The organism is Bacillus sp. FSL W8-0640, assembly GCF_038007725.1.
In the GTDB taxonomy this organism is placed as follows: domain Bacteria; phylum Bacillota; class Bacilli; order Bacillales; family Bacillaceae_G; genus Bacillus_A; species Bacillus_A cereus.
This window is the reverse complement of record NZ_JBBOXT010000001.1, coordinates 2,093,284-2,118,972: the sequence shown is the minus strand read 5'-3', so window position 1 is coordinate 2,118,972 and position 25,689 is coordinate 2,093,284. Positions and strand designations below refer to the sequence as shown.

Below are 25,689 nucleotides of genomic sequence, written 5' to 3'. Positions count from 1 at the left end.
CTTTTCATTATATCAATAATTATTGACTATATTTGTGACAGGTTTGTAAAGAGTAAAAAACGACGAGTTATGCCCGTCGTTACTTTCATTCATCCTCTTCATCAAAAACTTCATCAATCATGCATTTCTCTAATAAATACTCAAATGTAATATCTGCGAGATCTTCAATTTCTTCTCGTTTTGGGACGTACCCTCTTTCAATTAGTTGCTCATAAAAAAACTCCGCAATCTCTTCCGTATCAATCACGACTTCAATTTCCTTCATGAGCATCACTCCTTTATTTCTGTTTTATGAAAAAATCTCAAAATTATGTATATGAGATTAGAAAAATAGATTTTATTTTTTTATAGGTCATAAGCTTTGGACGAGATGCATACGATTGTAGTACAAGCTATTCAAAGGGGGAAATAATAATGGAAAATCAATATGAAGTAGGACAAACAAAAGAAGAGTTCATGCATGAAGATCAATGGGCAGACTCTCTTATAAAGTGGCTTTTTATTTTTTTAATAGTTGTAGGCATACCTTATACTGCATATGTTGTTGTTCAATTTATTCTCTCTTTCTAGTTAACTACTTTTTCTCTGTCAATTTAACTAAATAATTATGAACAACATCCATTACAATTTTATATTCTTCATCTTTAAATGTATCGAACAATAATTGATAATCGTTATAAATGTCAAGTAATCCATCAATGATTTCTTGACGATTCGTCTTAACACTCACTTTTTTCGAGTTGTTAATTGACTTTAACTTTCCTAAATCCAATTTATTCATACCTGCTTTATCTTGTTTCATTTTCTTCAAAATTGCATTTGCCGTTTGAGCATTGGCTAGTAACGTTAAATCTGATTCATCCGCTTCTAACCATTCACCATCCGTAATCCGTGACAATTCATAAATTGTATCTTCCCATGCGTCATTCTTATATCTCCATACTTCTGTACGAAAACCAACAATACGGAAAACATCTTTATCATATCCAGTTACTTGCACAAGATCACCAAACGTGAAATTATAATTTAATTCAATCCACTCCGTATCGCCCTTTTTCATATCTTGCTCTGTAACGTGCTGCAATGTTTGCTCTACGTAAAATCCATCGTGATTATTGACTTCGTATACATAAACTCCATCTAAAACCTTCATATTTGTGATTTTCCCAACGGTTCCATATAGCGTAATCACGACTATGTCCCCTACATTGTATTTAGGTTGTTTTTTTCTTGCCATCTCTATCTCTCCTTTTTTTGACGTCGTGATTTTGATATCAGTATATGCAACCTACATAAAAACGCTTATCACAGAAGCTTATATTCATAAATTTTTTCAATAAAAAATATAATCTTATAAAATTTACATTACACTCAAACAAAAGCTAGTAACTAGACTAGCTTCAAATCAACAAATTTCATAATAAAAAAACATACAGAATACTTCACTTTAAATAAAGTAATGTATTCTGTATGTTTTCAAATAGTTTTTATCTATCTTGTATGTATAAATCCCAGGCTTCATCAAATATAGACATACTTTCTAGCATTCCGCTCAACTCTAAGTATGAACTAATTTCATCATAGTCTTCAGATTGCTTCGGAAAACTTAAATCATCATACATCGCCTCTGCTAAATCTGAAATTTCATTTCTAAATAAAGCTGCACGATGCTTCATCATATAATGGTAAAATGTCTTTTTCAAAAATATTCCCTACCTTTCTAACTTGGGTACATTATACAAGGCAAAAAAGAAAAAAACCAGCATAAAAGCTGGTTAAAAGTCGAAATAATTTCTTTTTAATAGACGCGGTCTTCCCATTAATTCTTCATATGTTAGTTGTTTTGGTAAATCTTTCGTGTAAATTAAGAATAATTGATCTTCAATTTCTTTTACTGTATGGTCTGATTGATAGTCCATCCCACACGAGGAACAAGAAATACATGGTGTCTCTTGGATTTCAATGGCTTTCGTACCATCTGGTAATTCCCAATATACAGTATTCAAGCTTTCTTTCGCTTCTGTACTGTCACACCACATACAATTCATACTGCATCACCCTCAGTTTTTTTGTCGTTTTCTTCTAACTTAGCCATTTGTGCTTGATATTTTTTATCTTTTAATTGATCGCGCTTATCACGTTTATCTTTTAAAGATGCATGAGTATCATTATCTTCGTAGTCTTTACGACGGTTCATACGCTGTAAGTCGTCTGGAACGAGGTTAAATTTCTTATCGCTCATAAGACCTGCGATACCAACATCTGAACGTTTTTCTTCGTAGTTCGGATAAATCTCTTTAAAGTATCCTTCCGCTCTTCCTGGAATATAGCTCTCTGGCTCTGGATACGTTGTAATAACACCTTCAAAGTTACGAAGTACAACTTTATCTGCACTTTGTGAGATTAAATAGTTTGGTTGAAGTGCAATTTTACCGCCTCCGCCTGGCGCATCAACAACGAATGTCGGAACAGCATAACCAGATGTGTGTCCACGTAAACCTTCAATAATTTCAAGACCTTTAGATACTGGTGCACGGAAGTGACCGATACCTTCAGATAAGTCACATTGATAAATGTAGTATGGACGTACACGGATTTTTACTAAGTCATGCATAAGTTTTTTCATAATTGGAACGCTGTCGTTAATACCAGCTAAAATTACTGCTTGGTTTCCGACTGGAACACCAGCATTCGCTAACATTTCACATGCCTTTTTCGATTCTTCAGTAATTTCAATAGATGTATTGAAATGTGTATTTAACCATACTGGATGGTATTTTTTAATAATGTTACATAAGTTTTCTGTAATACGTTGTGGGAATACTACTGGTGCTCTCGTTCCGATACGAATAATCTCAACATGCGGAATCTCTCGTAAATTTTTTAATACATATTCTAAAATTTTATCGTTAATTAGAAGTCCGTCACCACCGGAGATTAATACATCTCGTACTTGTGGCGTTTCACGAATATAAGCAATTGCATCATCTAATTGTTTCTTCGGTACACCCATTCCAATTTGTCCACTAAAACGACGACGTGTACAGTAACGACAATACATAGAACATTGATTTGTTACTAAGAATAGTACACGGTCCGGATAACGATGTGTTAGCCCTGGAACTGGTGAATCTTCGTCTTCGTGAAGTGGGTCTTCTAAATCATATTTTGTTTTATATAACTCTTCCGAAATCGGTACTGATTGCATCCGAATCGGACAGCGTGGATCATCAGGATTCATTAGCCAAGCATAGTACGGTGTAATGTTTAACGGGATCGTTTTCGTTGAAATTTTAACGCCCTCTTCTTCTTCAGGTGTTAAGTTAATCACTTTTCTTAAGTCATCTAACGTTTTGATCGTATTCGTTAATTGCCAAACCCAATCATTCCATTGCTCTTCAGTAACATCTTTCCATAATTCGATATCCTTCCAGTGACGATTTGGTTTGTATACATCATGTAACATTGCTATTCCCCCTTTTTATACGCTCATCCTTTATATAAGCAATAGTTATGCCAACTTTACATTGTTGATAAGTAAATGTGCGGAGAACCCTATTACATAAGCGAAAAAATATTTTTAAGCGTTGTATGAAATCAATACTTAACATCATATTCATTACTTTTTATATATGTAAACGCTCTTTTATTGGTGCAAACACACAAAAACCGCCGATTATTCGGCGGTTTTGTCGTACTTGCTCAGTTTATATTGAAGCGTTTGACGAGGGATACCCAACATTTTTGCGGCTTGTAATATATTCCCTTCCGTTTCAATCAACGCTTGATCTATTAATTCTTTTTCTGTTTGATGAAGTGCTTCTCTAAGTGGCATTATACCCTTCTTCTTCGAAAACTTCTCTTTCCGGAATGTACGTGGTAAACAATTGGCTGTCAATGTATTCCCTTCTGCAATAATAACAGCATGTTCAATCGTATGTTTTAACTCCCGGACATTTCCAGGCCACTGATAAGCTTGCAGTCTATCTTTCGCTTCCTCATCAATTTGAAGTACACCTTTTTTATAACTTTTATTATATTCTTTCAAAAAATAAGATGCTAATAATAGTACATCCTCAGTTCTTTCACGAAGCGGTGGGATATATAATGAAAATACGTTTAAGCGATAATATAAATCAGTGCGAATTTTATTCTCTCGTAAACATATTTCTGGAGGCTGGTTCATTGCGGTAATAACACGAACATCTACTTTTCTCGTCTTATTATCACCAATTCTTCTAATGACTCCATCTTCTAACACTCGTAACATTTTTGCCTGCAAATCAAGTGGCATTGAATTCAGTTCATCTAAAAATAATGTACCACCATCAACAAGTTCAAATAGCCCAGCTCTTTCAATCGCTCCCGTATAGCTTCCTTTTGTCGTTCCAAACAATAAACTTTCTAATAGCGACTCTGGTAAAGCTGCACAGTTTTGTGCAATAAATGGCTTGTTTTTTCTTTTAGAAGCTTCATGAATTGCTTGTACGAACAGTTCTTTTCCTGTTCCTGTTTCACCATATATTAAAACATTCGCGTCTGTTGGTGCTACTTTTTGTGCTAACTCTTTCGTCTGTTTAAACCGCGTATCATTTGTCACTATCGTCTCAAATGCAGCGTGCTTTTTAATCACTTTTTTTCTAGATGATCGCTTTATTTTCGACTGTAAGTCAACAATTGTGTCAGTAAGTTTTTGAATTGTAGAGTAATCCTTTGCAATTTCAACAGCCCCAGCAATATTCCCATCTATAAAAATAGGTAACGTCGTATTTACTGTACAAACATCTTCACCATTTAAATTTTGATAATGTTGTACCTGATGTACGATAGGTTTTTTTGTATCTAGTACTTTCATCAATGTACTCGTTTCCCTTGATAAAGACGGGAACGCTTCTAAGAGATGTTTCCCTAACACTTTTTCAATCTTGGATCCATCGTGTTTTGCAGCTACAGAATTATAAAATATTGTAATTCCATTTTCATCTACAGCGTGTATAGCCTCATCAATACTGCCCAAAATCGCTTCAATGACTTCTTGTGTCGAAACTGCTAGCAATGTCATCCCCCCTCTTGCCGAAAATCCGGCAATTACATGCCGAATTTTCGGCACACCTATGTGCGATTGTAAGCATGACGATTCCGTTCTATAATTTTGACCAATTTTATATTTTAATTAGATAACTCGAAACTCTAATTAGTACAGCTTTTCGAACACCCAGCTCCACCTAACTGTTTTGCTTTACAACCAAATTTTGAGACAGAAGTTTTACTGCTTTCGAATAACTAGATAGATCTTTCACCCATATATTCATATCTTCCAACTTATCGAAAATGTAGCAATTATTCGCCAGTCTTCCTGTATACGTATAGCCTAATTGATGAAAGGCAGCATTCATTCCGAAAGAAAGGGATCGAGCAATTGTATAGGAGCAGAAAATAGATCTTTCTCGAAGCTCTTCCTCTAATTTAATTAGTAAACTTTTCATAAATCCATGTTTACGATATTCAGGTAAAGTAGCACAATTCGTTAATTCTGCATTCCCTTCCTTTATATTCATTTCTGCAGATGCTGTACTAATAATTTTTCCCTCAAATTCATACACGTAGTAAATTGTATCGTCTTCTTTCATCGTCTGTAATACATAACTCGCTTCATTTAAAGGTGTCGGATACACTTCAAATACTTTTCCGAAGACAGTTGCTAATTCTTCTGCATCTTCTTCAGTCGCTTTTCTCAGCAAAAATTTCTCTGGAACTACTTTTTCTTTTATTTCTTTTCCTTTTACACCGCTTAATATAGTATCTTCCTCAGTCCAATGCATACTATTTCGTCTTTCATCATTATTATATTTCACAAAAAAGTATGCATCGTGTCCTTGAAAATAATGAGGTATCGTTGCTTCCAACAAAAAACCGAAAGAGAGCCATGTTGAAACATGCTCTCCCTTTCCTTTAATAATACATTTAGTGAAAGAATGTTTCTCTGCTAGTTCGTCAATTGTCTGTATAATACTTTCAACATTTCCTGTATAGTGATCTACCCGGATACGTTTATTAAAATAATCTAAAACGCCTTCTACTGTATAACAATTCGTCTGTTCTCTAAAAGATTCATAGTATTTCATTTTTTCACCTCACACCAATCTAGTAATGTACATGCAATAATTTTTGCGGCAGCTATCATTTTATCAACTTCTATATATTCGTTTGGATAGTGTGCTACTTTCGTCTCTCCTGGACCAAATACTATTGTTGGTACGTTTGCAATTTGTGTAAATAAACCTCCATCAGTCCCCCACGGAGATGCTTCAATAATTGGTTCGTTCCCTTCGATTTCAACAAAGTTATGATGAAGTGTTGTAATGAGTTCATGATTTTCTTCTAATTCACCAGGAACCCATCTCGCTCCAAACCATTCTACTTCTACCGGATTTTCAACAAACCAATTGTCCACATCATTTAATTCAACAATCCAATTCTCAAACTCTTCTTTTGCCGCCTCTATAGTCTCATTCGGCGCAACACCGCATCTTCCTTCTAAAATTAATTCATCGGGAACAGAACTTGGCCAACTCCCTCCTTCAATTTTGCCAATGTTAATTGGAATTGGAATTGGAATTCCTTTAAATAACGGATCTGTAATTCGACTATTTCTTTTCTCCTCTAGCTTTCTTACATGTTCTATAACAAACATGCTTTTTTCAATTGCACTAACCCCTTCATAGCGCGTTCCACCGTGTGCAGCTTTCCCTTTTACACGTAGACGAAACCACATGGAACCTTGTTGTTTCGGGAAAAACTTCATATTAGTAGGCTCTGGAATAATGACACCATCTGCTTTATATCCTCGTAATATAGTTGCTAATGTCCCTGCTCCGCCACTTTCCTCTTCTATTACACTTTGAAAATAGATGTCTCCTTTTAATTCAATACTAGATTCAATGATCGCTTCCATCGCAAGCATAAGTGCGACATTTCCGCCCTTCATATCCGTCGTTCCACGGCCATATATACGATTCCCTATTTTCTCACCGCTATAAGGGTGATGTTCCCACTGGTTCACATCCCCTTCTGGAACTACATCAATATGCCCATTTAATATCATAGATTTCCCGTCGCCACTTCCTTTTAAAGTTGCTACAATATTTGGGCTATCTGAAAAACTTGTACGGGGTGATACAAAATAAGGATGATCTTTCATTTTAGAAAAGGAGGGCTCCCATATATCGAGATCTAAACCTAATTCACGTAATTTTTCAATCACAATTGCCTGCGCACCGCTTTCATCACCAGATACGCTCTTTTCTTGAATTAATCGTTTTAAAAATTTCACACTTTCCTCTTCATGGCTCTCAATATAATCACAAACTTGCTTTTTTAATTGCTCCATATATTACATCTCCCTTCATTCAATTACTAGTAAGTTAGAACTAATTTGAAAATCAGCTTCTGTATGTCGTTTTACATCTTCTACTGTGTATGGGCTCATTAATTCTTGTAATATAAGTCCACTCGGAGTTACCTCCATGACTGCCATATCAGTAATAATTAAATCTACACATTTCTTTGAAGTTAATGGCAATGTACACTCTGAAACAATTTTTGCATTTCCGTACTTATCAACATGATTCATCACAACAACGACCCGCTTCGCTTTTTGTGCTAAATCCATTGCTCCACCAATACCTGGAACACGTTTTCCAGGTACAATCCAGTTTGCTAAATCGCCTTTTTCACTTACTTGTAATGAACCAAGAATCGTTATGTCTAGCAAACCTTTTCGAATCATCCCAAACGCTGTGCAGCTATCGAAATAACTCGCTCCTGTTATAAGAGAAGTTGGTAAACCTGCTGCATTACACAAATTTTCGTCTTCATTCCCTTTACTTGGCGTTGGTCCCATACCCACGATTCCATTTTCCGCATGAAACATAACATTTATATCGTCAGGCAAATGATTTGGTACAAGCGATGGTATGCCAATACCTAAATTTACAATCATACCATTTTGTATTTCTTTCGCCGCACGCCTAGCAATCTTATCCCTCACTTCTACGCCCATACCCATTTCCAGTTCACTCCTTCCGACGGTACAATATAATTTACGAAAACACCTGGAACGACAATTTCCTCTGGATCTAAACTTCCAAGCGGGACTATTTCTTCCGCTTCTACAATTGTTATATCCCCAGCCATCGCTACGTGAGGATTCATATTTCGTGCACTTTTGTCAAATACAAGGTTACCAAACGGATCTGCCTTTTTTGCATATACAATTGAAACTTCAGCAGTTAATGCTGTTTCAACTAAGTAGGTCTTACCATTCATTTCAACTGTTCGTTTTCCCTCTTCCACAATCGTATCAACACCAACATCAACTAAAACACCACCAAGACCAACGCCACCAGCGCGAATACGCTCTGCTAATGTTCCCTGCGGAGAAAACTCAATTTGTAATCTTCCCTCGTTTAGTTGCCTTCCTGCATTTGGATTGGAGCCAATGTGAGAAGTAATTATTGATTTAACTCTTTCATTTGTAACAAGACGACCGATACCTACATCAGGAAATCCAGTGTCATTTCCAATCAAATTTAAATTTGTAACGCCTTTTTCTAAAATTGCCTGTATTAAAGATGGAGGGGATCCAATCCCTCCAAATCCCCCAAACATTAATGTCATATCATCATGGAACAAAGAAATTACTTCCTCAATTTCTTTTAATTTACCGAATGTATTTGTAATAGTTGTCATGCGATACTATGCCCTCCTTTTTGCATCATCTCTTCCACACTTTTAGAGAAAATTGAAAGTAATTCATCTAACTCGGAATATGTAGTTGTCATTGGCGGTGCTACAAGCAGCGCACTATCTTCTTTTCCTGCTTGCCCTGAAACTGCTTGATATAAAAGCAGGCCGTTTTTAGCTGCAACTGAAATAAGCTCCGACGCTTTTGTAAACGGTTGCAATTCTACTCCGATTAGCAACCCTTTTCCGCGCACATCAGCAATGATTGTCGATTGTTGCTGAACTTTCTGTAAGCCTTTTATTAAATACTCTCCCTTTTCTGCTGTTTTCTCAGGAAGATTATGTTTCTCCATATATTCAATAACAGCTAAAGCCGTTGCTGCAGACAATGGATTTGCACTTAACGTATGACCGCTCATTACTGAACGTGATCCACGTAATATTGGTTCCATAACACGATCACTTACAACTGTCGCTGCCATCGGTGTATATCCCGCTCCTAACCCTTTACCAAGTGTCATAATATCCGGTTCTACGCCCCAATGCTCCATCGCAAACCATGCTCCAGTACGACCAAGCCCAGTCATTACTTCATCCGCAATAAATAAAATATCGTAATGATTACAAATATCTTTAATGACTTTATAATAGTCTTTCGGCGGAACAACCGCGCCTCCAGCTGCTCCGATAATCGGCTCAGCAATAAAAGCAGCAATATGCTCTGCACCAATTCTTTCAATTGATCTTTCTAGTTCAGTCGCACATGCCAGCTGACAAGTTGGATATACCTTTTGAACAGGACATCTGAAACAATATGGAGCTGGTATAGTCGGATAATCTTCCAAAATAGATACGAAACGTTGTCTACGTAGTGGATGCCCAGACATTGATAAAGCACCCATCGTAATACCGTGATAACTCATCCATCTTGATAAAATTTTATGTTTCCCTTGAATACCTCGCTCTTGAAAATGCTGAATTGCAATTTTCATAGCTGTTTCATTCGCTTCCGTACCACTATTTACAAAAAAACTCCAGTTCAAATCTCCTACACTTAAATCACTTAACTTCTTCGCTAATTTTTCAGCTGGTTCACTCGTAAACTGTGATCTATAAACGAAAGCAATCTCCTCAGCTTGCTTTTTAATAACGTCTGCAATCTCCTTTACGCCATGCCCAATACCTGCCGTAATTGCTCCTGACGAACCATCAAAATATTTATTGCCATTTTGATCATACAAATAAACACCTTTTCCATGTGAAATCATTGGATACGGCTGACCAACAAGTGGTTTAATTAAGTAATCGCGCATAGCGCTCCCCCATTTCTCCAATTTGTATATATATATGAAGAAAATTGACGTTTCTTTCATAAAAAAGAATCCTCTGCAAAAGCAGTGAATTTATCAAAAAACTATTATAAAATATACAAATGAGTGCTTAAAAAATTTTACAAAACAGAAAATTCAGAACTAAAAAACCGAAGACCAACCCTTTTCTATACGCCCAAATGACCCTCCTTTTTATATGAAATGACTGCATCACCAAATGTTTTTATAGCATAATGCCAACTGTCCTTAAATACCGACATTCTGTACACTTCGACGGAACTCCCGTTAAACTCCTTCCTATTATCCTACTTTAAATTGCATATTTTAAAACAAATTTCGACACCCACCTTACTAATCAATTCAGATTCCTATTCATTATGTAAACTTTTCATTTTTAAACTATAAAAAAAGAACCGATTAACCACACTAATCAGTTCGTCATGACGCTCTCTTATGGGTTAATACTGTCAATTGCTAAAATAAATAGAAAAATGAAGTTTACAAATTCATCCTACAGTCTATAACACAAAACCTTTTCATAACTTCATTCACAATTACTATCGGGATATCCCTATCCCGAAGTGGCACTCCTTTCCTCAGATTCAAAGTATCTTTCCTTTATAATTTATGTAGGACAATTATCACTTTGTATGTGTATTTGCCTATAATTAAAAAAATCCCTAGTTTTCTAGCGATTTTTGGACATGTATTCAATATGTTAATTGAAATGCACTTTCAATTTGGCATTTATTTTACTTTCGTACAGTCATATGTACTGCTTTACTCTGTGAAATTCTCGTAAGCACCAGCACCTCTTTATGAAAACATATTTGTTGTCACTTTTTAATTTTCCCTTTATAAAATCATTTTTTTTGCATAACCGCTTTCTTGCTTCGCATATAGTTTTAATGATGACAAAGGAGGAATGTTCATGTCTCAATCTGAAATCGAAAAATATGGACAAGAAGTTACGCAATACGAACAGCTCGCACGTTACTATCAGTTTCGTAACCCTAAAAAATATATAGAATTATATATGAAATATTACGATGCACTATCAAAACTTGTACAGGCGTATGAAACAAGAGACTCACAAGAAGCTGCTTTACCATCACATATAAGAATTTTTCATGCCGATCCAAATATACCGGCGGTTGACATTTTAGTAAACGGACAAAAGGTTATTAAAAATATTTCATTTAAGCAATTCAGCCCTTATTTATCATTAGTGCAAGGTAAATACCGTATAGATATTGTTCCTGTCGGAAATGAAACTCCAATCTTTTCAGCGTTGGTACCAATAATGGGAAATCATACTTATACTCTTGCTGCAATAAATAGTGATAATCACCTACAATTACAACCTATACTTGATAATACACATTTACCAGCTGGTCAAGCAAAAATACGCTTTGCACATTTCTCTCCAGATACCCCTGTTGTAAATGTAGATTTAAAAGATGGAGATCATTTATTTGAAAATGTACTCTTTAAACAAATAACCGATTTTTTGCAAGTTAGCCCTGGTACAGCAGATATTGAAATTTCACTCGCAGATAATAAAAACGTTTTATTGACTATACCGAAATTCAATGTTGAACCAAATGTTATTTATACAATTTCAATAGTAGGTTATTCAACTAAAGATCCTAAATTAGAAGCCGTTATACTCACAAATTAAAACAGTCTACACCATTCATTTGGTGTAGACTGTTTATTTTTGAAATGCAATTTGAAATTCTGTCCAATCGTTATCTGATCGACACATAATGGATCCATTATGTTTTTCCACAATTTGTTTACATACAAATAATCCAATACCAGTTCCTAACTTTTTAGTAGTTACAAATGGTTCAAAAATCGTTTCTACATTTTCAGCTGGAATCATTGGTCCATTATTTTTTATCACAATTCGAATAGCTTGATCTTCTTCAAATACATCAATGATAATTTTTCGTTCTTCTTTCATTGATTCAAGAGCATCAATTGAATTCATTAATATGTTTAAAAATACTTGTCTCACTTCACTCCGATAACCAACAAGCGGAATTGGATACGGTAAATTCTTTTCAATCAAAACATTCGCATTGACCAAACTCGGATATAAGAATTGTATAATGTCTTGAAACAAGTCATTAAGCCAAAACCGTTCCGATTCATTCCACATTTCTTTTTTTGATACGAGTAAAAATTGCGAAATACGAAAATTTAATTGATCTAATTCATGCGAAATAATATCTAAATACGATAAACTCGGATGATCTGCCTTTAATAATTTGACAAACCCCATAATGGAAGTAAGCGGATTACGAAATTCATGTACAAAACTAGCTGACATTTGTCCTAAAATCGTCAGTCTTTCTTTATGTGTTTCGTTAATATATTGCTGTTTTTCCTCTAAATTCTTCGATATAATTTCCGAGTATTTTAAAACGGTATAATAAATTAATTTGTCAAAACAAGTATGTATTTTTGCCATAATTGGTTTCAACTCACGAGCGCTAACATCTAATTCACACATCGCTTCGAAAAGTTCATTTCTTCCCACGTTTGCGTTATAAACAAAATCTCCAATATTCGCATCTGCTCCAGCACGTTCAATAGCAATTTTCTCACATAACGGTTGAAGATAATTTATATCTTTATCTTCCATAGTAAGTTCGATAATTAACTCTAGTAAATCCTCTCCATTTTGAACTACTTCTAGTTTAAATGGATCTTTTTCGGAAATTATCATTTTGTTTTTCCAGTTCTCTACGAATTGGTGCCTATTGTTTTTCAAGTGTGAACAAAATATTTCTTTAATATCCTTATCGATTGGAAAAACCTCCATTCCCTCCATTTCCATACGACGAATACCCTTTATATTTTGAATATTAACACAAAAAATACGATTCGTTAATAGATTTTTGTCACATTTTGTTAATTTCTGTTGATAAAATTATTTTTTCTTTCTTATTTAACTAATTGTATGCAAATCCCCTTTTTCCTTCACATATTTTCATTATTTCCGTAGTCAAAACGACTTTTTTTGCATCATTTTTAATTCTTGCGTACAATAGAAAATGAAAGGTGTGAAAAATATGGTAAATAAAAATGTGGAAGATTATCTCCAAGAAGGCATTTACGGCCAAAAGCAAAACAAACCAGAAGAACGTAATATGTATTTAACTACATTACGTGAGCGTGTGGAAATCGCTTTAACGATCGGTCAAGTAATGCAAAGTAATGTATACTCTGAAGTGGCGGGTAGCATGCGCCCTTCTCAATCATTACAACTCCTCCTAAATGGTGGCATTGCTTACCCACATTTATCAAAATACATTAAATTAGCAAACGAAAAAAATGTTCCTTTTACAATTGTTCAAAATAAAGATACAAAAACACCAATCGGTTTAGTATTAACTCATGCTACTGCTGTAGATAAAGAACAAATTTATGTAGAAGATACTATTTTCAAACAAGAAATGAAGTAAAAGTTACACTTAATTAAATAGTTACTAGAAGCGTAAAAAACGAGTATGGAATCGTAAACATTTCCTACTCGTTTTTTAGTGCAAGTTTTAAGTTTTTCTACTTTATTTTTTAATACATACTAATTTCATTTCTGTCATTTCTTCTATTGCATATTTAATTCCTTCACGCCCCGTGCCACTTTCTTTCACGCCACCATAAGGCATATGATCTACTCTGAACGTTGGAATATCATTAATCATGACACCACCAACCTCTAGCTCATCAATTGCACGCATTGCTTTAAATAAATTATTTGTAAATACTCCTGCCTGTAAGCCGTAACGCGAATTATTTACTTGCTCAATCGCTTCATCAAATTCTTTAAATGTATTTACTGTCATGAGTGGACCGAATACTTCTTGGCACTGCACAGATACATGATTTGGAACATTTTTTAATACAGTCGGTTCAAAAATTCGTGCATCCCGCTTCTTACCACCGCATAAAACAGTTGCTCCTTCCTTAATTGCTTCTTGAACCCACATATCAATTCGCTCTACATCTCTTTTTGAAATTAAAGCTGATACATCCGTTTCCTCAAGCAGTGGATCACCAACAACAACTGATTCCATCGCTTTCTTTAGCTTCGAAAGAAATTCATGCATTTTCGTTTCATGTACAAAAACACGTTGTACTGAAATACAAACTTGCCCATTATTAACAAATGCTCCCCATTTTACACGTTCAATTATTTCATCTGTTAACTCTACATCTTCATCAATGATAACAGCAGCATTTGAGCCTAGTTCTAACGTAACTCGTTTTAGCCCAGCCTTTTGTTTTATTCCGATTCCAACTTTTGGACTTCCGGTAAAAGTAATAGAAGCAACGTAATCATTTTTGACGATTGCCTCACCAACCGTGGAGCCAGGACCAGAAATGATATTTAAAGCTCCATTTGGCAATCCTGCCTCTTCAAATAACTCAACTAATGCATAAGATGATAATGGCGTTTGATCAGCTGGCTTTAATACAACTGTATTTCCGGCAGCGATTGCTGGTCCAACTTTATGCGCTACTAAATTTAATGGGAAATTAAATGGTGTAATAGCCCCTATAACCCCAATCGGCTTTCGGATTGTATATGCAATACGCCCATCTGCACCAGGTGCGGCGTCTAATGGCAATGTCTCACCATATATACGCTTCGCTTCTTCAGCTGCAAATTTGTATGTTTGAACAGTACGATCTACTTCTCCCCTTGCAGCACGTATTGGTTTTGCAGCTTCTTTTGCAATAATCTCTGCAAATTCTTCTCTTCTTTCATCCATTTTTTGTGCAACTTTCTCTAAAATAGTCGCACGATCATATGCAGATAATGTATTCATTTTTGTCATTGCATTTTTTGCAGCGGTAACAGCCTCTTTTACATCTTCTTCCGTGCCTTGTGCAATTTCCGCTAATGTTTCTTCAGAATATGGTGCATATAATGGTTTATACGTGTTTACAGATTTCCAATCTCCATTTATATATAAATGCTTTTTCATACTTCTTCTCCTTCCAAATATATGTATACAACAATACTTCACCTAGTGAAAGGTTTGACTTATGTCATTGTATCATAGCCCTTATCCCTCAAAAAACATTATGCTCAAAAAAACTCTGCTATATAGCAGAGTTTACGAGCTAATTTGCTCTTGTAACGAAATTTGTTTTTCATCTTCTAAAATAACAATCGATTCTACTATCTTTGTAACTTCTAATCTTTTTATATAATGTCCATCTAATTCTTTCACACAAAACTTATAATTTTCAATTTCAATGGAATCCTCTTCAGCAATCTCTATATTCTTCGTTAAAATCCAACCACCGATTGTATCAACACCATCATCATCAATCCCTAAACCAAATAACATATTCACTTCACTAACAAGTACTTTTCCCTCTAGTATCGTCTTCGTTTCACTAACCTTTTGAATTTCTGGCTGCTCATCCGTATCAAACTCATCCTGAATATCTCCAACAATTTCTTCCAGAATATCTTCAACAGTAACAAGTCCAGATGTTCCACCATATTCATCTATCAATATAGCAATATGCGTTCTTTCTTTTTGCATTTTTAAAAACAAATCATGAATTGGAATAGAATCGATAACTAAAATAATTGGTCTCATATATTGCTCTACTGTCTTCTTATTAACAGCTTTATGTTGTACAAATTCAGTAAAAATATCTTTAAAATTCACAAAACCTATTACGTGGTCTTTGTCGCCATCAACAACTGGATACCTTGTATATTTTTCACGAGACATTTTTTGCAAAGCTTCTTCAGCAGGCATCTCTTTACTTATAATATTCATTTCAGTTCGAGGTACCATTATTTCTTTTGCAATGCGATCATCAAATTCAAAAATTTTATTCACATATTTATATTCAGATTGATTAATCTCACCATTTTTATAACTTTCTGAAACTAACAACCGTAATTCTTCTTCTGAATGAACCTCATCATGTCCCTTCGGCGGTTTCAGCCCTAGCAGCTTCGTAATGATTCGAGCTGAACCATTTAATAGCCAAATGAATGGGAATGCAATACGATAAAAGAAAATTAACGGCTTAGAAACAAGTAAACTCACTTGTTCAGATTTTTGAATTGCAAATGTTTTTGGGGCCAATTCACCTATTACAACATGTAAAAAAGTAATTAACAAAAACACTAAAATTACAGCAAAAATGTCTGCTAGTTGAGTAGAGATATTCCAATTTGCAAAAAGCGTATCAAACATTTGCTTTAACGCAGGTTTACCAAACCACCCAATTCCTAAAGCTGTAACAGTAATTCCCAGCTGACAAGCAGATAAATATTCGTCTAAGTTTGTAATGACTGTTTTGACCGATGTTGCACGATTATTTCCTTCTGCAATTAAATAGTCAATTCGTGAACTTCTCACTTTAACAATTGCAAATTCTGCTGCAACGAAAAATGCCGTTAAAGCAATTAAAACAATCACTATACTTATACTATATATGTCCAAATACTTTTCCTTACTTACTTTGTAAGCAAGGAAGCCACCTCCTACTTAATTTTATTCAAGTGAAGTAAGCATTCTAATACTCTAACAAAATTCTACATTAGCAACCACCTTTTTATATATTATATGCATACATAAAAAAGATATTTATCATTATGATAATCTAATTCATTTACACTCGTCAAATTATTCTAAATGTTACGATAAAACATTTTTATTTAAACGAACTATTCTTCTCAACTCAATTTCGTGAAAAAACACTTTCTTTGCCGATTCCACACTTCTTTTGTCGCACTAGAAGGGAACTTACTTCATAGCTCGAAATCATTCAACAGGATATATATAGGAGGGATTATTTTGGAATATAAAACACCATTTATCGCAAAGAAATTAGGTGTTAGCCCAAAGGCTGTTGTCCGGATCGCACAACAATTAAATCTTACGATAGAGAAAAACAAATATGGCCACTTTATTTTCACACAAGAGGATGTCGATCAAATGTTAGAACACCATCGATTTCAAATAGAGCAATCTCAAAATTCTCAATCTACTCAAAAGGCTTCCTCAAATGAAGTTGAGGAATTAAAAACTCAAGTTAATACAATTGTTCAAAACATATTACCCAATGATTTTGAGCAATTAGCTGATCAATTAAACACTATTACGAGAAGACTTGATCGAATGGAAGAACAAATGCAAGATAAGGCAAATGATGTCGTCACGTACCAACTTTTACAACACCGTCGTGAAATGGAGGAAATGTTAGAGCGAATTCAAAAGTTAGAAGCTGCCCTAACGAAAGAAGAACCCATTTATATTACTCCTGATTCAAAACCAACATATGAACGAGAAAAGAAACCGAAGCGCCGCAAAATGATTTTTAGTATATTTGGATTATAATTTTTAGACCCTTATTAAAATAATAAGGGTCTTTTTTAATGAAGAGTTATATCCTATACAAATATTATTCTCTTTATTATACATATTCACTTCGCTTTATTTCGTTAACATAATATTTTTACTGTATTCTGCAATTAATGCCTGTGCATGAGCATTCCCTTGAATCACATCACGAAATTCTTTTAAAGAATACAAATGCGTAACCCCTTTTCGAGCATGAATTCTTACTGGTACACCTTGTAAAGTATCATGAAACTGAAATGGATTATCTATTGGCTCAATTGGAAAACCAAGTGTAAGTAAATACATATACATTCTTTTTGTTACTGCTGCAATGTACCATTCAGCTTTTGTTTCTAACGCATGTATAAATAAAATAGCTGTTAGCCTTTTGAAATGTCCTCTCCCACGAGACGTTTTCGAAATACTTAACTTGCCTATTTCATATACATTCTTCAAATCTTTTACTAAATCATTTTTAGAAAACGGATAGAAAAACTCAGAATTTGATTGTTCAGGTACCGTATACTTAATACATTCCACTGTACCAATAGGATGTTCATCTTCTATTAATAAAAATCGTGATGGATTTAAATTACGTTCTACGAACATTAAGTTTCTTTCTTCACAAAAATCTCCCCATAGTTGCTCGAACCCAAAATGTTCTTCCTTTGTTTGAACACGCTGGAACATATTTAACCGCCTTTCCCATCGTCGCTCTGTTTTTGATAACGCTTTCACTATCTATCATATAAGAACAAATCTTCGTATGCAACTAAAAATATTTATGACTTATTATATTCTGCAAAATGAATTAGATTCCAATTTAATCGACTTTTATCACGCGCTCACATTCCTTTTAATAACACATTTGTATCACTTTTCAAATCTAAATTACATTATGTTTCTTTCCATACAGCATATAATTCTTCTTAATCTAAAGAAATCCTTTATGAAAAAGGATTTCTTTTACTTCTTAATGCTTTTTAACCATTTTTCAAAAATTTGTACCATCCCATGTTTTCCAGCTAATTTCTCTTCCCCTTGTTTCGTCTTATATGGATATAACTGCAAGAAAACACCGCATCCAGACTCAATTTTTTTACTATGCATATGGCTTCCTGGATATACACAAATGACTTCATAAATTGACCTTCGATAATAGACTCGCTTTCCATCCTGTTCTTCTACATACTTTATAGACCAGTACTTATACATTTGCTCAGTTGCTTTCGTATTTCCGACGTGCTGAAAAATATTGTACATTGGACTATACTTCACTTCAATAATAATAGAAGATTTATATACGTATTTCCCATCTTCTTTTACATAACAGTCTAAGCGAATATCTGGCTTCTTCGTATCCTCACCATTGTAAAAATTACTACCTTTACTTAATGCAATAAGAGGATGTGTTTCAATTAAGTCATTAAATGCAACATGCACCTTTATATCATCTCGTTCTAAAACTACTGTCGTTCCATCTTGTAATCCATCTACATAAAAATGTTCTTGTATTTGTTCACGGATAGAGTTTCTAGCTTCAAAACCAATTTGCTCTAAAATTGAAATAACGATAAAAAAAGCGTAATATTCATACACTAAAAACGTTGGCTTATAAACAAATAATAACGATGGAGATTGATCCGTATATTGCGGGAGTACTTCTAAATGATGTAGTAATTGTTGATGTGGTATCGGTAAATCATGTAAGTTCATGTTACTTGTTTCAGTAACTTCCCTCCAAAACGAAGAATGCATTAACATTTGAAAGTATTGTACATTTTCACGCACAATATGCGCCAATATTTTATATTCTTGTATTTTCATTGAGCTCTTTCGTAAATCGGCTTCTTTTAGTAAATGTATATTTTTATATTTTTGCTTCTCTCTATCAGTTACCGATCCATTACGCTCAATTGTTTGTATAATCGTTTTTACGGCTTGAAACTCTTCTGATTTTTTCTTTTTTTCTCTTTCTAAGATTTCAATTGTTTGACGTAAAAAACTTTTTGCTTCAATTAAATAATGATAAAATTGCATCGCTTTATATTTAAGAAATGCATTTTCCTTACTATTTTTTTGTTCCATAAACTTACGATTATAATGTTTGGCATAAGGTTTTCGTTCTGCCACTATAGTTCCTTTTCTTGTTGGCCTTCGCTCTTTTCCTTCCCATTTATATTCATTTATAAATTTTGAGCTTGATTCTATTTTCTTAAAGATTTGCTTTATCATTTTCATTTTTTGGGGTAACTTTCTAAGTAACACTAAATAAGAAGAATCCTCAATATCGCTAAGTGCAGAGAAGGTCTTTTTATAGTAACCTCTATCCAAAATCAACTCATTTAAAATTGACTTCACATAGTCTTGAATCATTTCAAATTGATCATCAAAAAAGTTTTTCGGTACGATTTGAAATGCGCCATAATACGTTGTATCTTCTATACGCACTTCAAAATGGTATAAACCACAGCGCCATGGATAAAAGAATTCTGTTTTCCCATGTTCATATATTAATACTCTTTGTTTTTTTTCATTTATTTCATATTGAGCCTCTTTTATATTTTTCTGTCCCTCATATACTTTATTCCATATAAAAGTAATATTCATTGGAATTTCATAATTGTACTGCAATCTTATTGGTTTTAATTCTTGTACTTTATAAATACATTGAACTAATGCTGTAGTAGATGTACAAAGACGATTTAATAAAATATAATCTCCTTTCCCCTCATTTCCAATGATTAACTTTAATACAAAAGGGAGCGTTTCATTCGTATCAACGATTTTTGTTTCGTAACGCCCTTCATTTTGCATATCCATACAGCTCCAGTTCTCTACGTTTTTCTCGTATATATGCTAAAGAGTGTTCAAATGTAGATACTCTGTTTGCAAGTGCAGATTGCAAAAGAGGTACTAAGGTCGCCCCCCTTTTTGCTTCTTCAGAAAGTAAAGGCCCAACCATCATTTCGGTCCCTCTGATTTTCGTCAATACACGCTGCTTTATTTGTAGATCAAACCCCTCTTCTCTACTGATCATATAGGTATGGTTATTTTGGAACGGTATGTTTTGCAAATAAGTCGCAATTGCATTTGCACATCGGAAAGAAATTCCCTTAGACGCGTCATGTGATGACAATACGACATGCAACTTATCTAATAGCTCTAATTCTTCTTCAGAAAACACTTCAATCATCGCTTTATTTCTCATCCAATTTATCCGAAATTCTCCCGCTGTTACTTTCAAAGGTGGATGTAATACGACTTTCCCCTGTTCCATGTCCATCTCACAAAACGGAATTTTCTGTAACGTTATTAGGTTCGTTCGATCTAATAATCGATCAGAGAGCTCTTTTGTTGTTTCATCAAAATTCACAGTACCTACAAATATAATATTTTCTCCAATTTCAATTGTTGATGGAATTGAATTCTCTATGTCCTGTACACCCTCATACAAGTTTAAAATACGATTTTTTGTTTCAAGTTCAAGAACAGATAGAAACGGAGTAAACCAATGCTCAATATGAGACATGTTCATTTCATCAAAAACGATTATATACAGTTGATTTGGATTTTCTTTCGCCTTCATTAACGTCCTAACTAACTTCGTTTCACTTTCAATAAAAGTACCATTTGGATGAAGGTAACCAAGTAAATCATGTGGTTCTTGATACGATGGCGAAATCGGAATCCAAACCAACTCTTCCCCATACTGTAACCCTAATGCTTCTGCATAAGTTTGCACAAAACGTGATTTCCCAATGCCCGGTATACCACCAAGAATCGTTAACATATTTGTTTTTACACTTATATGAAAATTATAAATATCCGTTTCATCCAAATATAACCCTTTATTATGCACCATACTTTGTACATACTGTAAAAAAGACGATTCACGCTCATCCCATTCCCATTCATCTTTTTGTACTTTTATATCCTCTACTTCAACTAGCTTACCTTCTTCATGCATTCGTTTTTTTAATTGCTCATACACATAATCACTTACAAAATATAATTGATCTTCTACCGCTATTTCTACATACTTCGGCCAGTCACTGCAGTTTATATATTTACATTCACGTTTCTGTTCAAAATAGGCGATTGAGCTAATTGATGGCTTTAGGGATATGTTTCCGTAAAGTCTTCCATCGTGCCACAATAATTCGGGAGGCTCAAAGTCTTTCGGAAATTTTGGCATAAGAAATGATAAATAACCGTTGCTAAGTTTTCGTTCTAAAGATTCTCTTTTTTTATTATTTGTAACTTTAGGTGCCGGAATCATTTTATAGCTGCTTGCTATTTCTTTCGGTTCTTCTGTACATATTAACTCCACGTATACATTTCCTCTTTCATAATAAAGACGAAACATTACTAGTTGCTTTTCTAATTTTCTCTTCTTTAATTCCGAAAAGATTTTTTCATTCTTTTTATTGCTACATAACCCTTCAAATACATATGGTTCATTTGTAAATTGTTCCTGTAAAGTGAATGGTATTGGCGATAAGCATTGTACAAAGAAATTCTCTCCACTCTTCTCTTTCTCAGCTTTTGTAAATTTCCCTAAAAATCTCATATAGTACATTCGTTTTATAAAACTTGGCTGAAGAGCTTTATGTAATTTCACCTTAGTCACCTTCTTTTTTCATACTATTCTTAGTGTATGAAAGAAACGAAAAACTAGAAATAAAAAACCTGACGTTATCCGCCAGGTTCAAAATAAAAACTTATATTAATGAGAAGGAAATGCTTTTTTCTCCTGTAAAATTGCATTATGAGCAATTTTCATTTTCGCAAGTACGTAACGTAATCGATCTTCAGCGTTTTCATCTTTACTTATTTGTAATTCCGCCAAATTTTCAACAGAACTTGCTAAATTTTCAATGACTCCTCTTAGTTCAGGATGATGATTAAAAAAAGATTCTTGTACTAATACTTTCCTTAACTCACTAGCTAAATCAATTATTCTAGACAACTGTTCTTTTTCTTCCATTCTCATCCCTCCTGAATATCTTATGTAGTAAATATTCTCTAAACAAAGAAAAAAGCCCTTTAAATGAAAAGGACTTTTTACATTTTTATATTTCCAGTTAATAACATATATATGGATGTGATAGCCGCAACAATAATTGCCCACATCACATACTTCTCTGCACCTACAAAGCAACGGTTCCCTTGTTCTTTTCTTGCAAACGTGTAAACAATAATTCCAATTCCATACACAATTGAAACGAGTAGTAAATTCTTTAAACCAGCTGCATAAAGAAGCCATACAGAGTAAATAGAAGCAATTAAAGCCAACGCTCCGTTTTTTAATTTTGCGTCTTTTAGCTCGTTTGTAATGACTAATTTAAATTGGAATAACGCTGATAATAAATATGGTAATAAAATTGATGTTGATGCAATGAAATACATAATTTGATATGTTGATTCCGAAAACAAAACGATGATAAATATAATTTGGGCAACACCATTTGAAATCCATAATGCCATGTGCGGTGTTTGCTTTTTATTTGTTTTCGTAAAGACTTTCGGAAATACGCCATCTTTTCCTGCTACATGAGAAATTTCAGAAACAAGTAAAAACCAGCCAATTAATGTACCGACAAGTGAAGCAACTAATCCGATGTTAATCGCAACTGCACCCCATGGACCAACAACGTGCTCTAATACATGTCCCATTGACGGAGTTTCTAACACAGAAAGTTCGCCTCTTGTCATAGCTCCCATTGACAGGACAGAAATTAAAATATAAATGGACATTACTAAAATAAGTCCCAATACTGTTGCCTTACCAACATCTCGACTATTCTTCGCTCTTCCAGATAATACAACCGCTCCTTCAACTCCAATGAAAACCCAAAGTGTTACAAGCATTGTATTTTTCACTTGACCAAGTATAGCGGAAAGTGAGATCGTTCCTTCTCCCCAAAAATCATGTGTAAATGTGTCCCAGCGAAAGGCTGTTACCATTACAACAATAAATAAAACGATTGGAACTAACTTCCCTATTGTTGCGATAACATTCATAATAGAAGCTTCACGGATCCCAAATAAAATTAGAAAATGAAGTGTCCATAATAAAAGTGATGCCCCAACGATAGACGCAACATTATTTCCTCCTTTGAAAATTGGAAAGAAATAACCTAATGTACTAAACAGTAACATAATTGTTGCGACATTACCTAAGATTCCTGCTAGCCAATATCCCCAAGCACTATTAAATCCAATATATTCACCAAAACCAGCACGTGCATAACTATAAATTCCACCTTCAAGTTCCGGTTTTTGTCTTGCTAACGTTTGATATACGAGCGCAAGGGGAATCATTCCCATCGCTGTAATACACCAGCCAATTATTATTGCACCACTGTTTGCTCCTACTGCTAAATCATGCGGTAAACTAAAAACACCGCCACCAACCATTGTTCCAACTACTAATGCGATTAATGGAAAAAATCCTAACTTCTTTTCTATTTGTACCACCCCATCTGTCATTCTAGGTGTTATGTTCGTTCAACTATTAAAGTCACCTTTTTCTCTAATAGACGTTTCTCTTATATTTTTTCAGGAAAACATTACTTATTCTAAAAGAAAATGAGCAAAAATGGAATACTTTTTTGAAAAAATGTATAAGTATGCACAAAAAAACCGCTCATTTTGTAATGAACGGTCATTTCAAACATATAAATTTGTATATTTCTTGTAAATTTAACGAAGTAAATTCTCTTTTTGTAAAAATTGTTTTGCGACTTCTTCACTACTTTTACCATTTACGTTAACTTCATAATTCATTTTTCGCATTTCTTCATCTGTAATCTTTCCAGATAATTTATTTAATACCTTTTCAAGTTCAGGATATTTCTGTAACGTTTCTTTTCTTAATAATGGTGCTCCTTGATAAGGTGGGAATAACCCTTTATCATCTTTTAGCACTTTCAGTCCGTATTGCTCCAATTCACTATCTGTTGAATATGCATCAATTACGTTAACATCTCCAGATTCAATTGCGCTATAACGCAGCTTCGGCTCCATCGTTTTAACATTCGAGAACTTATAGTTATATAATTTTTGCATTCCTTTATAACCATCTTCACGATCAGCAAATTCCAATGTAAATCCTACTTTGGCTTCCTGCGCAACATTCCCTAAATCAGAAATTGTATTTATATTCTTTTGATCTGCTATTTTTTTCGGCATGGCTAGTGCATATGTATTGTTATACTCCATTGGCTTCAACATAATCATATTATATTTCTTTTCCATTCCAACGCGAGCCTGCTCATATACTTCATCACGATTTGTACTCTTTGGTTCTTCTTTCACGAAAGTAGATAAAGCTGTTCCTGAAAATTCTGGGTATATATCTACTTCCCCTGATTTCAACGCTTCAAATACAAATGCTGTTTTCCCAAGACCTGGTTTTAATTGTACGTGTAAATCTGTATCTTGTTCAATAAGCTGCTTATACATTTGAATTAAAATTTCAGGTTCTGATCCAAGTTTGCCCGCAATAACAATATCTTTCTTTTCGGTACTCCAAAGAAATGGAGAAGCAATCATTATACAAACAATACATATCGTCAATATAACACGCTTAGAAGAGCGTTTCGGTCGTTCAAGTATGCGAAGTACTATATCAAAGAATAAAGCGAGTAACGCGGCTGGTACGGCCCCTAAAATGATAAGTGCATGATCATTTCGATCTATACCTAATAATATAAGCTTACCGAGCCCACCAGCACCAATGAGAGCTGCTAATGTAGCCGTTCCAACAATTAATACCATCGCTGTACGAATACCGGCCATAATAATAGGCAATGCAAGAGGAAGTTCTACCTTCCACAATCTTCTCCAACTATTCATCCCCATAGCTTTCGCGGCTTCTATTAGAGATTCATCTAATTCCCTTATTCCTGTATATGTATTTCGTAAAATAGGTAATAGTGCATACACAACTAATGCGATAATCGCTGGAAGTTTTCCGATTCCTACTAACGGAATTAAGAGTCCAAGCAATGCAAGTGATGGCACTGTCTGCATTACTGCAGAAGTTCCTATTATAAATTCAGCCATTCGTTCTTTTCTTGTTAATAAGATGCCAAGTGGCACTGCTATAATTACTGCAAAAAATAATGAAATAAGCGATATTTGTAAATGCTCACTTAATGCAGTTAGTAATTCTATTTTTCGTTCTTGGAACGTTTGTATAAAATTAGTCACTG

24 protein-coding genes are annotated in these 25,689 nt (G+C 34.2%); 4 read left to right on the top strand and 20 right to left on the bottom strand.

What is annotated here, in order from left to right:
- Window positions 1-85: 85 nt before the first annotated feature.
- Window positions 86-265 (bottom strand): YozD family protein, encoded by a 180-nt coding sequence (locus tag N2V80_RS11055; RefSeq protein ID WP_000658451.1) that lies wholly within the window; start codon window positions 263-265, stop codon window positions 86-88.
- Window positions 266-414: 149 nt separating this feature from the next.
- Between N2V80_RS11055 and N2V80_RS11050 the strand changes: the two genes are divergently transcribed.
- Window positions 415-570: a DUF3930 family protein gene (locus N2V80_RS11050; RefSeq protein WP_000431486.1), complete on the top strand. Its 156-nt coding sequence runs from the start codon at window positions 415-417 to the stop codon at window positions 568-570.
- Between the two features lie 4 nt (window positions 571-574).
- Here the strand turns inward: N2V80_RS11050 and N2V80_RS11045 are convergent, their stop codons facing one another.
- From N2V80_RS11045 to N2V80_RS11000, 10 genes are all read right to left on the bottom strand, one after another.
- Window positions 575-1,237, bottom strand: a complete 663-nt coding sequence (locus tag N2V80_RS11045; protein ID WP_000101499.1) for a hypothetical protein — start codon at window positions 1,235-1,237, stop codon at window positions 575-577.
- 250 nt (window positions 1,238-1,487) lie between these two features.
- Window positions 1,488-1,703 (bottom strand): YozE family protein, encoded by a 216-nt coding sequence (locus tag N2V80_RS11040; RefSeq protein WP_000750717.1) that lies wholly within the window; start codon window positions 1,701-1,703, stop codon window positions 1,488-1,490.
- 72 nt (window positions 1,704-1,775) lie between these two features.
- Window positions 1,776-2,048, bottom strand: a complete 273-nt coding sequence (locus tag N2V80_RS11035) for a YokU family protein (protein ID WP_000995763.1) — start codon at window positions 2,046-2,048, stop codon at window positions 1,776-1,778.
- Window positions 2,045-3,466 carry a lysine 2,3-aminomutase gene (gene ablA / locus N2V80_RS11030; protein ID WP_000902142.1) on the bottom strand — a complete coding sequence of 474 codons (1,422 nt, stop codon included), beginning with the start codon at window positions 3,464-3,466 and terminating at the stop codon, window positions 2,045-2,047. Before ablA ends, N2V80_RS11035 begins: the two co-directional genes overlap by 4 nt.
- 210 nt (window positions 3,467-3,676) lie before the next feature.
- On the bottom strand, window positions 3,677-5,062 hold the full coding sequence (gene rocR / locus N2V80_RS11025) for an arginine utilization transcriptional regulator RocR (RefSeq protein ID WP_011110073.1): 1,386 nt from the start codon (window positions 5,060-5,062) through the stop codon (window positions 3,677-3,679).
- Window positions 5,063-5,225: 163 nt separating this feature from the next.
- Complete coding sequence (gene ablB, locus N2V80_RS11020) at window positions 5,226-6,125, bottom strand: putative beta-lysine N-acetyltransferase (protein WP_000878601.1); 900 nt, start codon at window positions 6,123-6,125, stop codon at window positions 5,226-5,228.
- Complete coding sequence (locus tag N2V80_RS11015; protein WP_000436691.1) at window positions 6,122-7,390, bottom strand: peptidase; 1,269 nt, start codon at window positions 7,388-7,390, stop codon at window positions 6,122-6,124. The genes ablB and N2V80_RS11015 overlap by 4 nt, the downstream gene beginning before the upstream one ends.
- Window positions 7,391-7,405: 15 nt before the next feature.
- Window positions 7,406-8,068 carry a CoA transferase subunit B gene (locus N2V80_RS11010; protein WP_061655256.1) on the bottom strand — a complete coding sequence of 221 codons (663 nt, stop codon included), beginning with the start codon at window positions 8,066-8,068 and terminating at the stop codon, window positions 7,406-7,408.
- The gene (gene atoD / locus N2V80_RS11005; protein ID WP_000208102.1) at window positions 8,053-8,751 is read right to left on the bottom strand and encodes an acetate CoA-transferase subunit alpha; all 699 of its coding nucleotides are present in this window, start codon (window positions 8,749-8,751) and stop codon (window positions 8,053-8,055) included. Before atoD ends, N2V80_RS11010 begins: the two co-directional genes overlap by 16 nt.
- The gene (locus N2V80_RS11000; RefSeq protein WP_001205879.1) at window positions 8,748-10,058 is read right to left on the bottom strand and encodes an aspartate aminotransferase family protein; all 1,311 of its coding nucleotides are present in this window, start codon (window positions 10,056-10,058) and stop codon (window positions 8,748-8,750) included. The genes atoD and N2V80_RS11000 overlap by 4 nt, the downstream gene beginning before the upstream one ends.
- Before the next feature lie 949 nt (window positions 10,059-11,007).
- Between N2V80_RS11000 and N2V80_RS10995 the strand changes: the two genes are divergently transcribed.
- Window positions 11,008-11,757 carry a DUF4397 domain-containing protein gene (locus N2V80_RS10995; RefSeq protein ID WP_000083284.1) on the top strand — a complete coding sequence of 250 codons (750 nt, stop codon included), beginning with the start codon at window positions 11,008-11,010 and terminating at the stop codon, window positions 11,755-11,757.
- Between the two features lie 33 nt (window positions 11,758-11,790).
- On the opposite strand, the gene N2V80_RS10990 is transcribed toward N2V80_RS10995, so the two are convergent.
- Window positions 11,791-12,924: a BA2291 family sporulation histidine kinase gene (locus tag N2V80_RS10990; RefSeq protein WP_000425086.1), complete on the bottom strand. Its 1,134-nt coding sequence runs from the start codon at window positions 12,922-12,924 to the stop codon at window positions 11,791-11,793.
- A gap of 235 nt (window positions 12,925-13,159) precedes the next feature.
- Between N2V80_RS10990 and N2V80_RS10985 the strand changes: the two genes are divergently transcribed.
- The gene (locus N2V80_RS10985; protein ID WP_000247557.1) at window positions 13,160-13,552 is read left to right on the top strand and encodes a YueI family protein; all 393 of its coding nucleotides are present in this window, start codon (window positions 13,160-13,162) and stop codon (window positions 13,550-13,552) included.
- A gap of 102 nt (window positions 13,553-13,654) precedes the next feature.
- Here N2V80_RS10985 and N2V80_RS10980 read toward each other — a convergent pair whose 3' ends face one another.
- Together N2V80_RS10980 and N2V80_RS10975 are read right to left on the bottom strand one after the other, a co-directional pair.
- A complete protein-coding gene (locus tag N2V80_RS10980; RefSeq protein WP_000716458.1) occupies window positions 13,655-15,079 on the bottom strand; it encodes an aldehyde dehydrogenase family protein in 1,425 nt (474 codons plus the stop codon).
- A 132-nt stretch (window positions 15,080-15,211) separates the two neighbouring features.
- Window positions 15,212-16,567, bottom strand: a complete 1,356-nt coding sequence (locus tag N2V80_RS10975; RefSeq protein ID WP_001987328.1) for a hemolysin family protein — start codon at window positions 16,565-16,567, stop codon at window positions 15,212-15,214.
- 354 nt (window positions 16,568-16,921) lie between these two features.
- On the opposite strand from N2V80_RS10975, the gene racA reads away from it, so the two are divergent.
- Window positions 16,922-17,464, top strand: coding sequence for a chromosome-anchoring protein RacA (gene racA, locus N2V80_RS10970; protein WP_000456021.1), 543 nt, complete (start codon window positions 16,922-16,924; stop codon window positions 17,462-17,464).
- Window positions 17,465-17,560: 96 nt separating this feature from the next.
- Here the strand turns inward: racA and N2V80_RS10965 are convergent, their stop codons facing one another.
- From N2V80_RS10965 to N2V80_RS10940, 6 genes are all read right to left on the bottom strand, one after another.
- Window positions 17,561-18,157, bottom strand: coding sequence for a hypothetical protein (locus N2V80_RS10965; RefSeq protein ID WP_000487795.1), 597 nt, complete (start codon window positions 18,155-18,157; stop codon window positions 17,561-17,563).
- Between the two features lie 276 nt (window positions 18,158-18,433).
- Window positions 18,434-20,284, bottom strand: a complete 1,851-nt coding sequence (locus N2V80_RS10960; RefSeq protein WP_001178734.1) for a hypothetical protein — start codon at window positions 20,282-20,284, stop codon at window positions 18,434-18,436.
- Window positions 20,274-22,091, bottom strand: a complete 1,818-nt coding sequence (locus tag N2V80_RS10955; RefSeq protein WP_061139335.1) for an AAA family ATPase — start codon at window positions 22,089-22,091, stop codon at window positions 20,274-20,276. The genes N2V80_RS10960 and N2V80_RS10955 overlap by 11 nt, the downstream gene beginning before the upstream one ends.
- Window positions 22,092-22,196: 105 nt before the next feature.
- Complete coding sequence (locus N2V80_RS10950; RefSeq protein ID WP_000391445.1) at window positions 22,197-22,457, bottom strand: hypothetical protein; 261 nt, start codon at window positions 22,455-22,457, stop codon at window positions 22,197-22,199.
- 77 nt (window positions 22,458-22,534) lie between these two features.
- Entirely contained in the window at window positions 22,535-23,962 is a 1,428-nt protein-coding gene (locus tag N2V80_RS10945; RefSeq protein WP_000129444.1) for a basic amino acid/polyamine antiporter, read from the bottom strand.
- A 213-nt stretch (window positions 23,963-24,175) separates the two neighbouring features.
- Complete coding sequence (locus N2V80_RS10940; RefSeq protein WP_000181015.1) at window positions 24,176-25,687, bottom strand: ABC transporter permease/substrate-binding protein; 1,512 nt, start codon at window positions 25,685-25,687, stop codon at window positions 24,176-24,178.
- Between the last annotated feature and the right edge of the window lie 2 nt (window positions 25,688-25,689).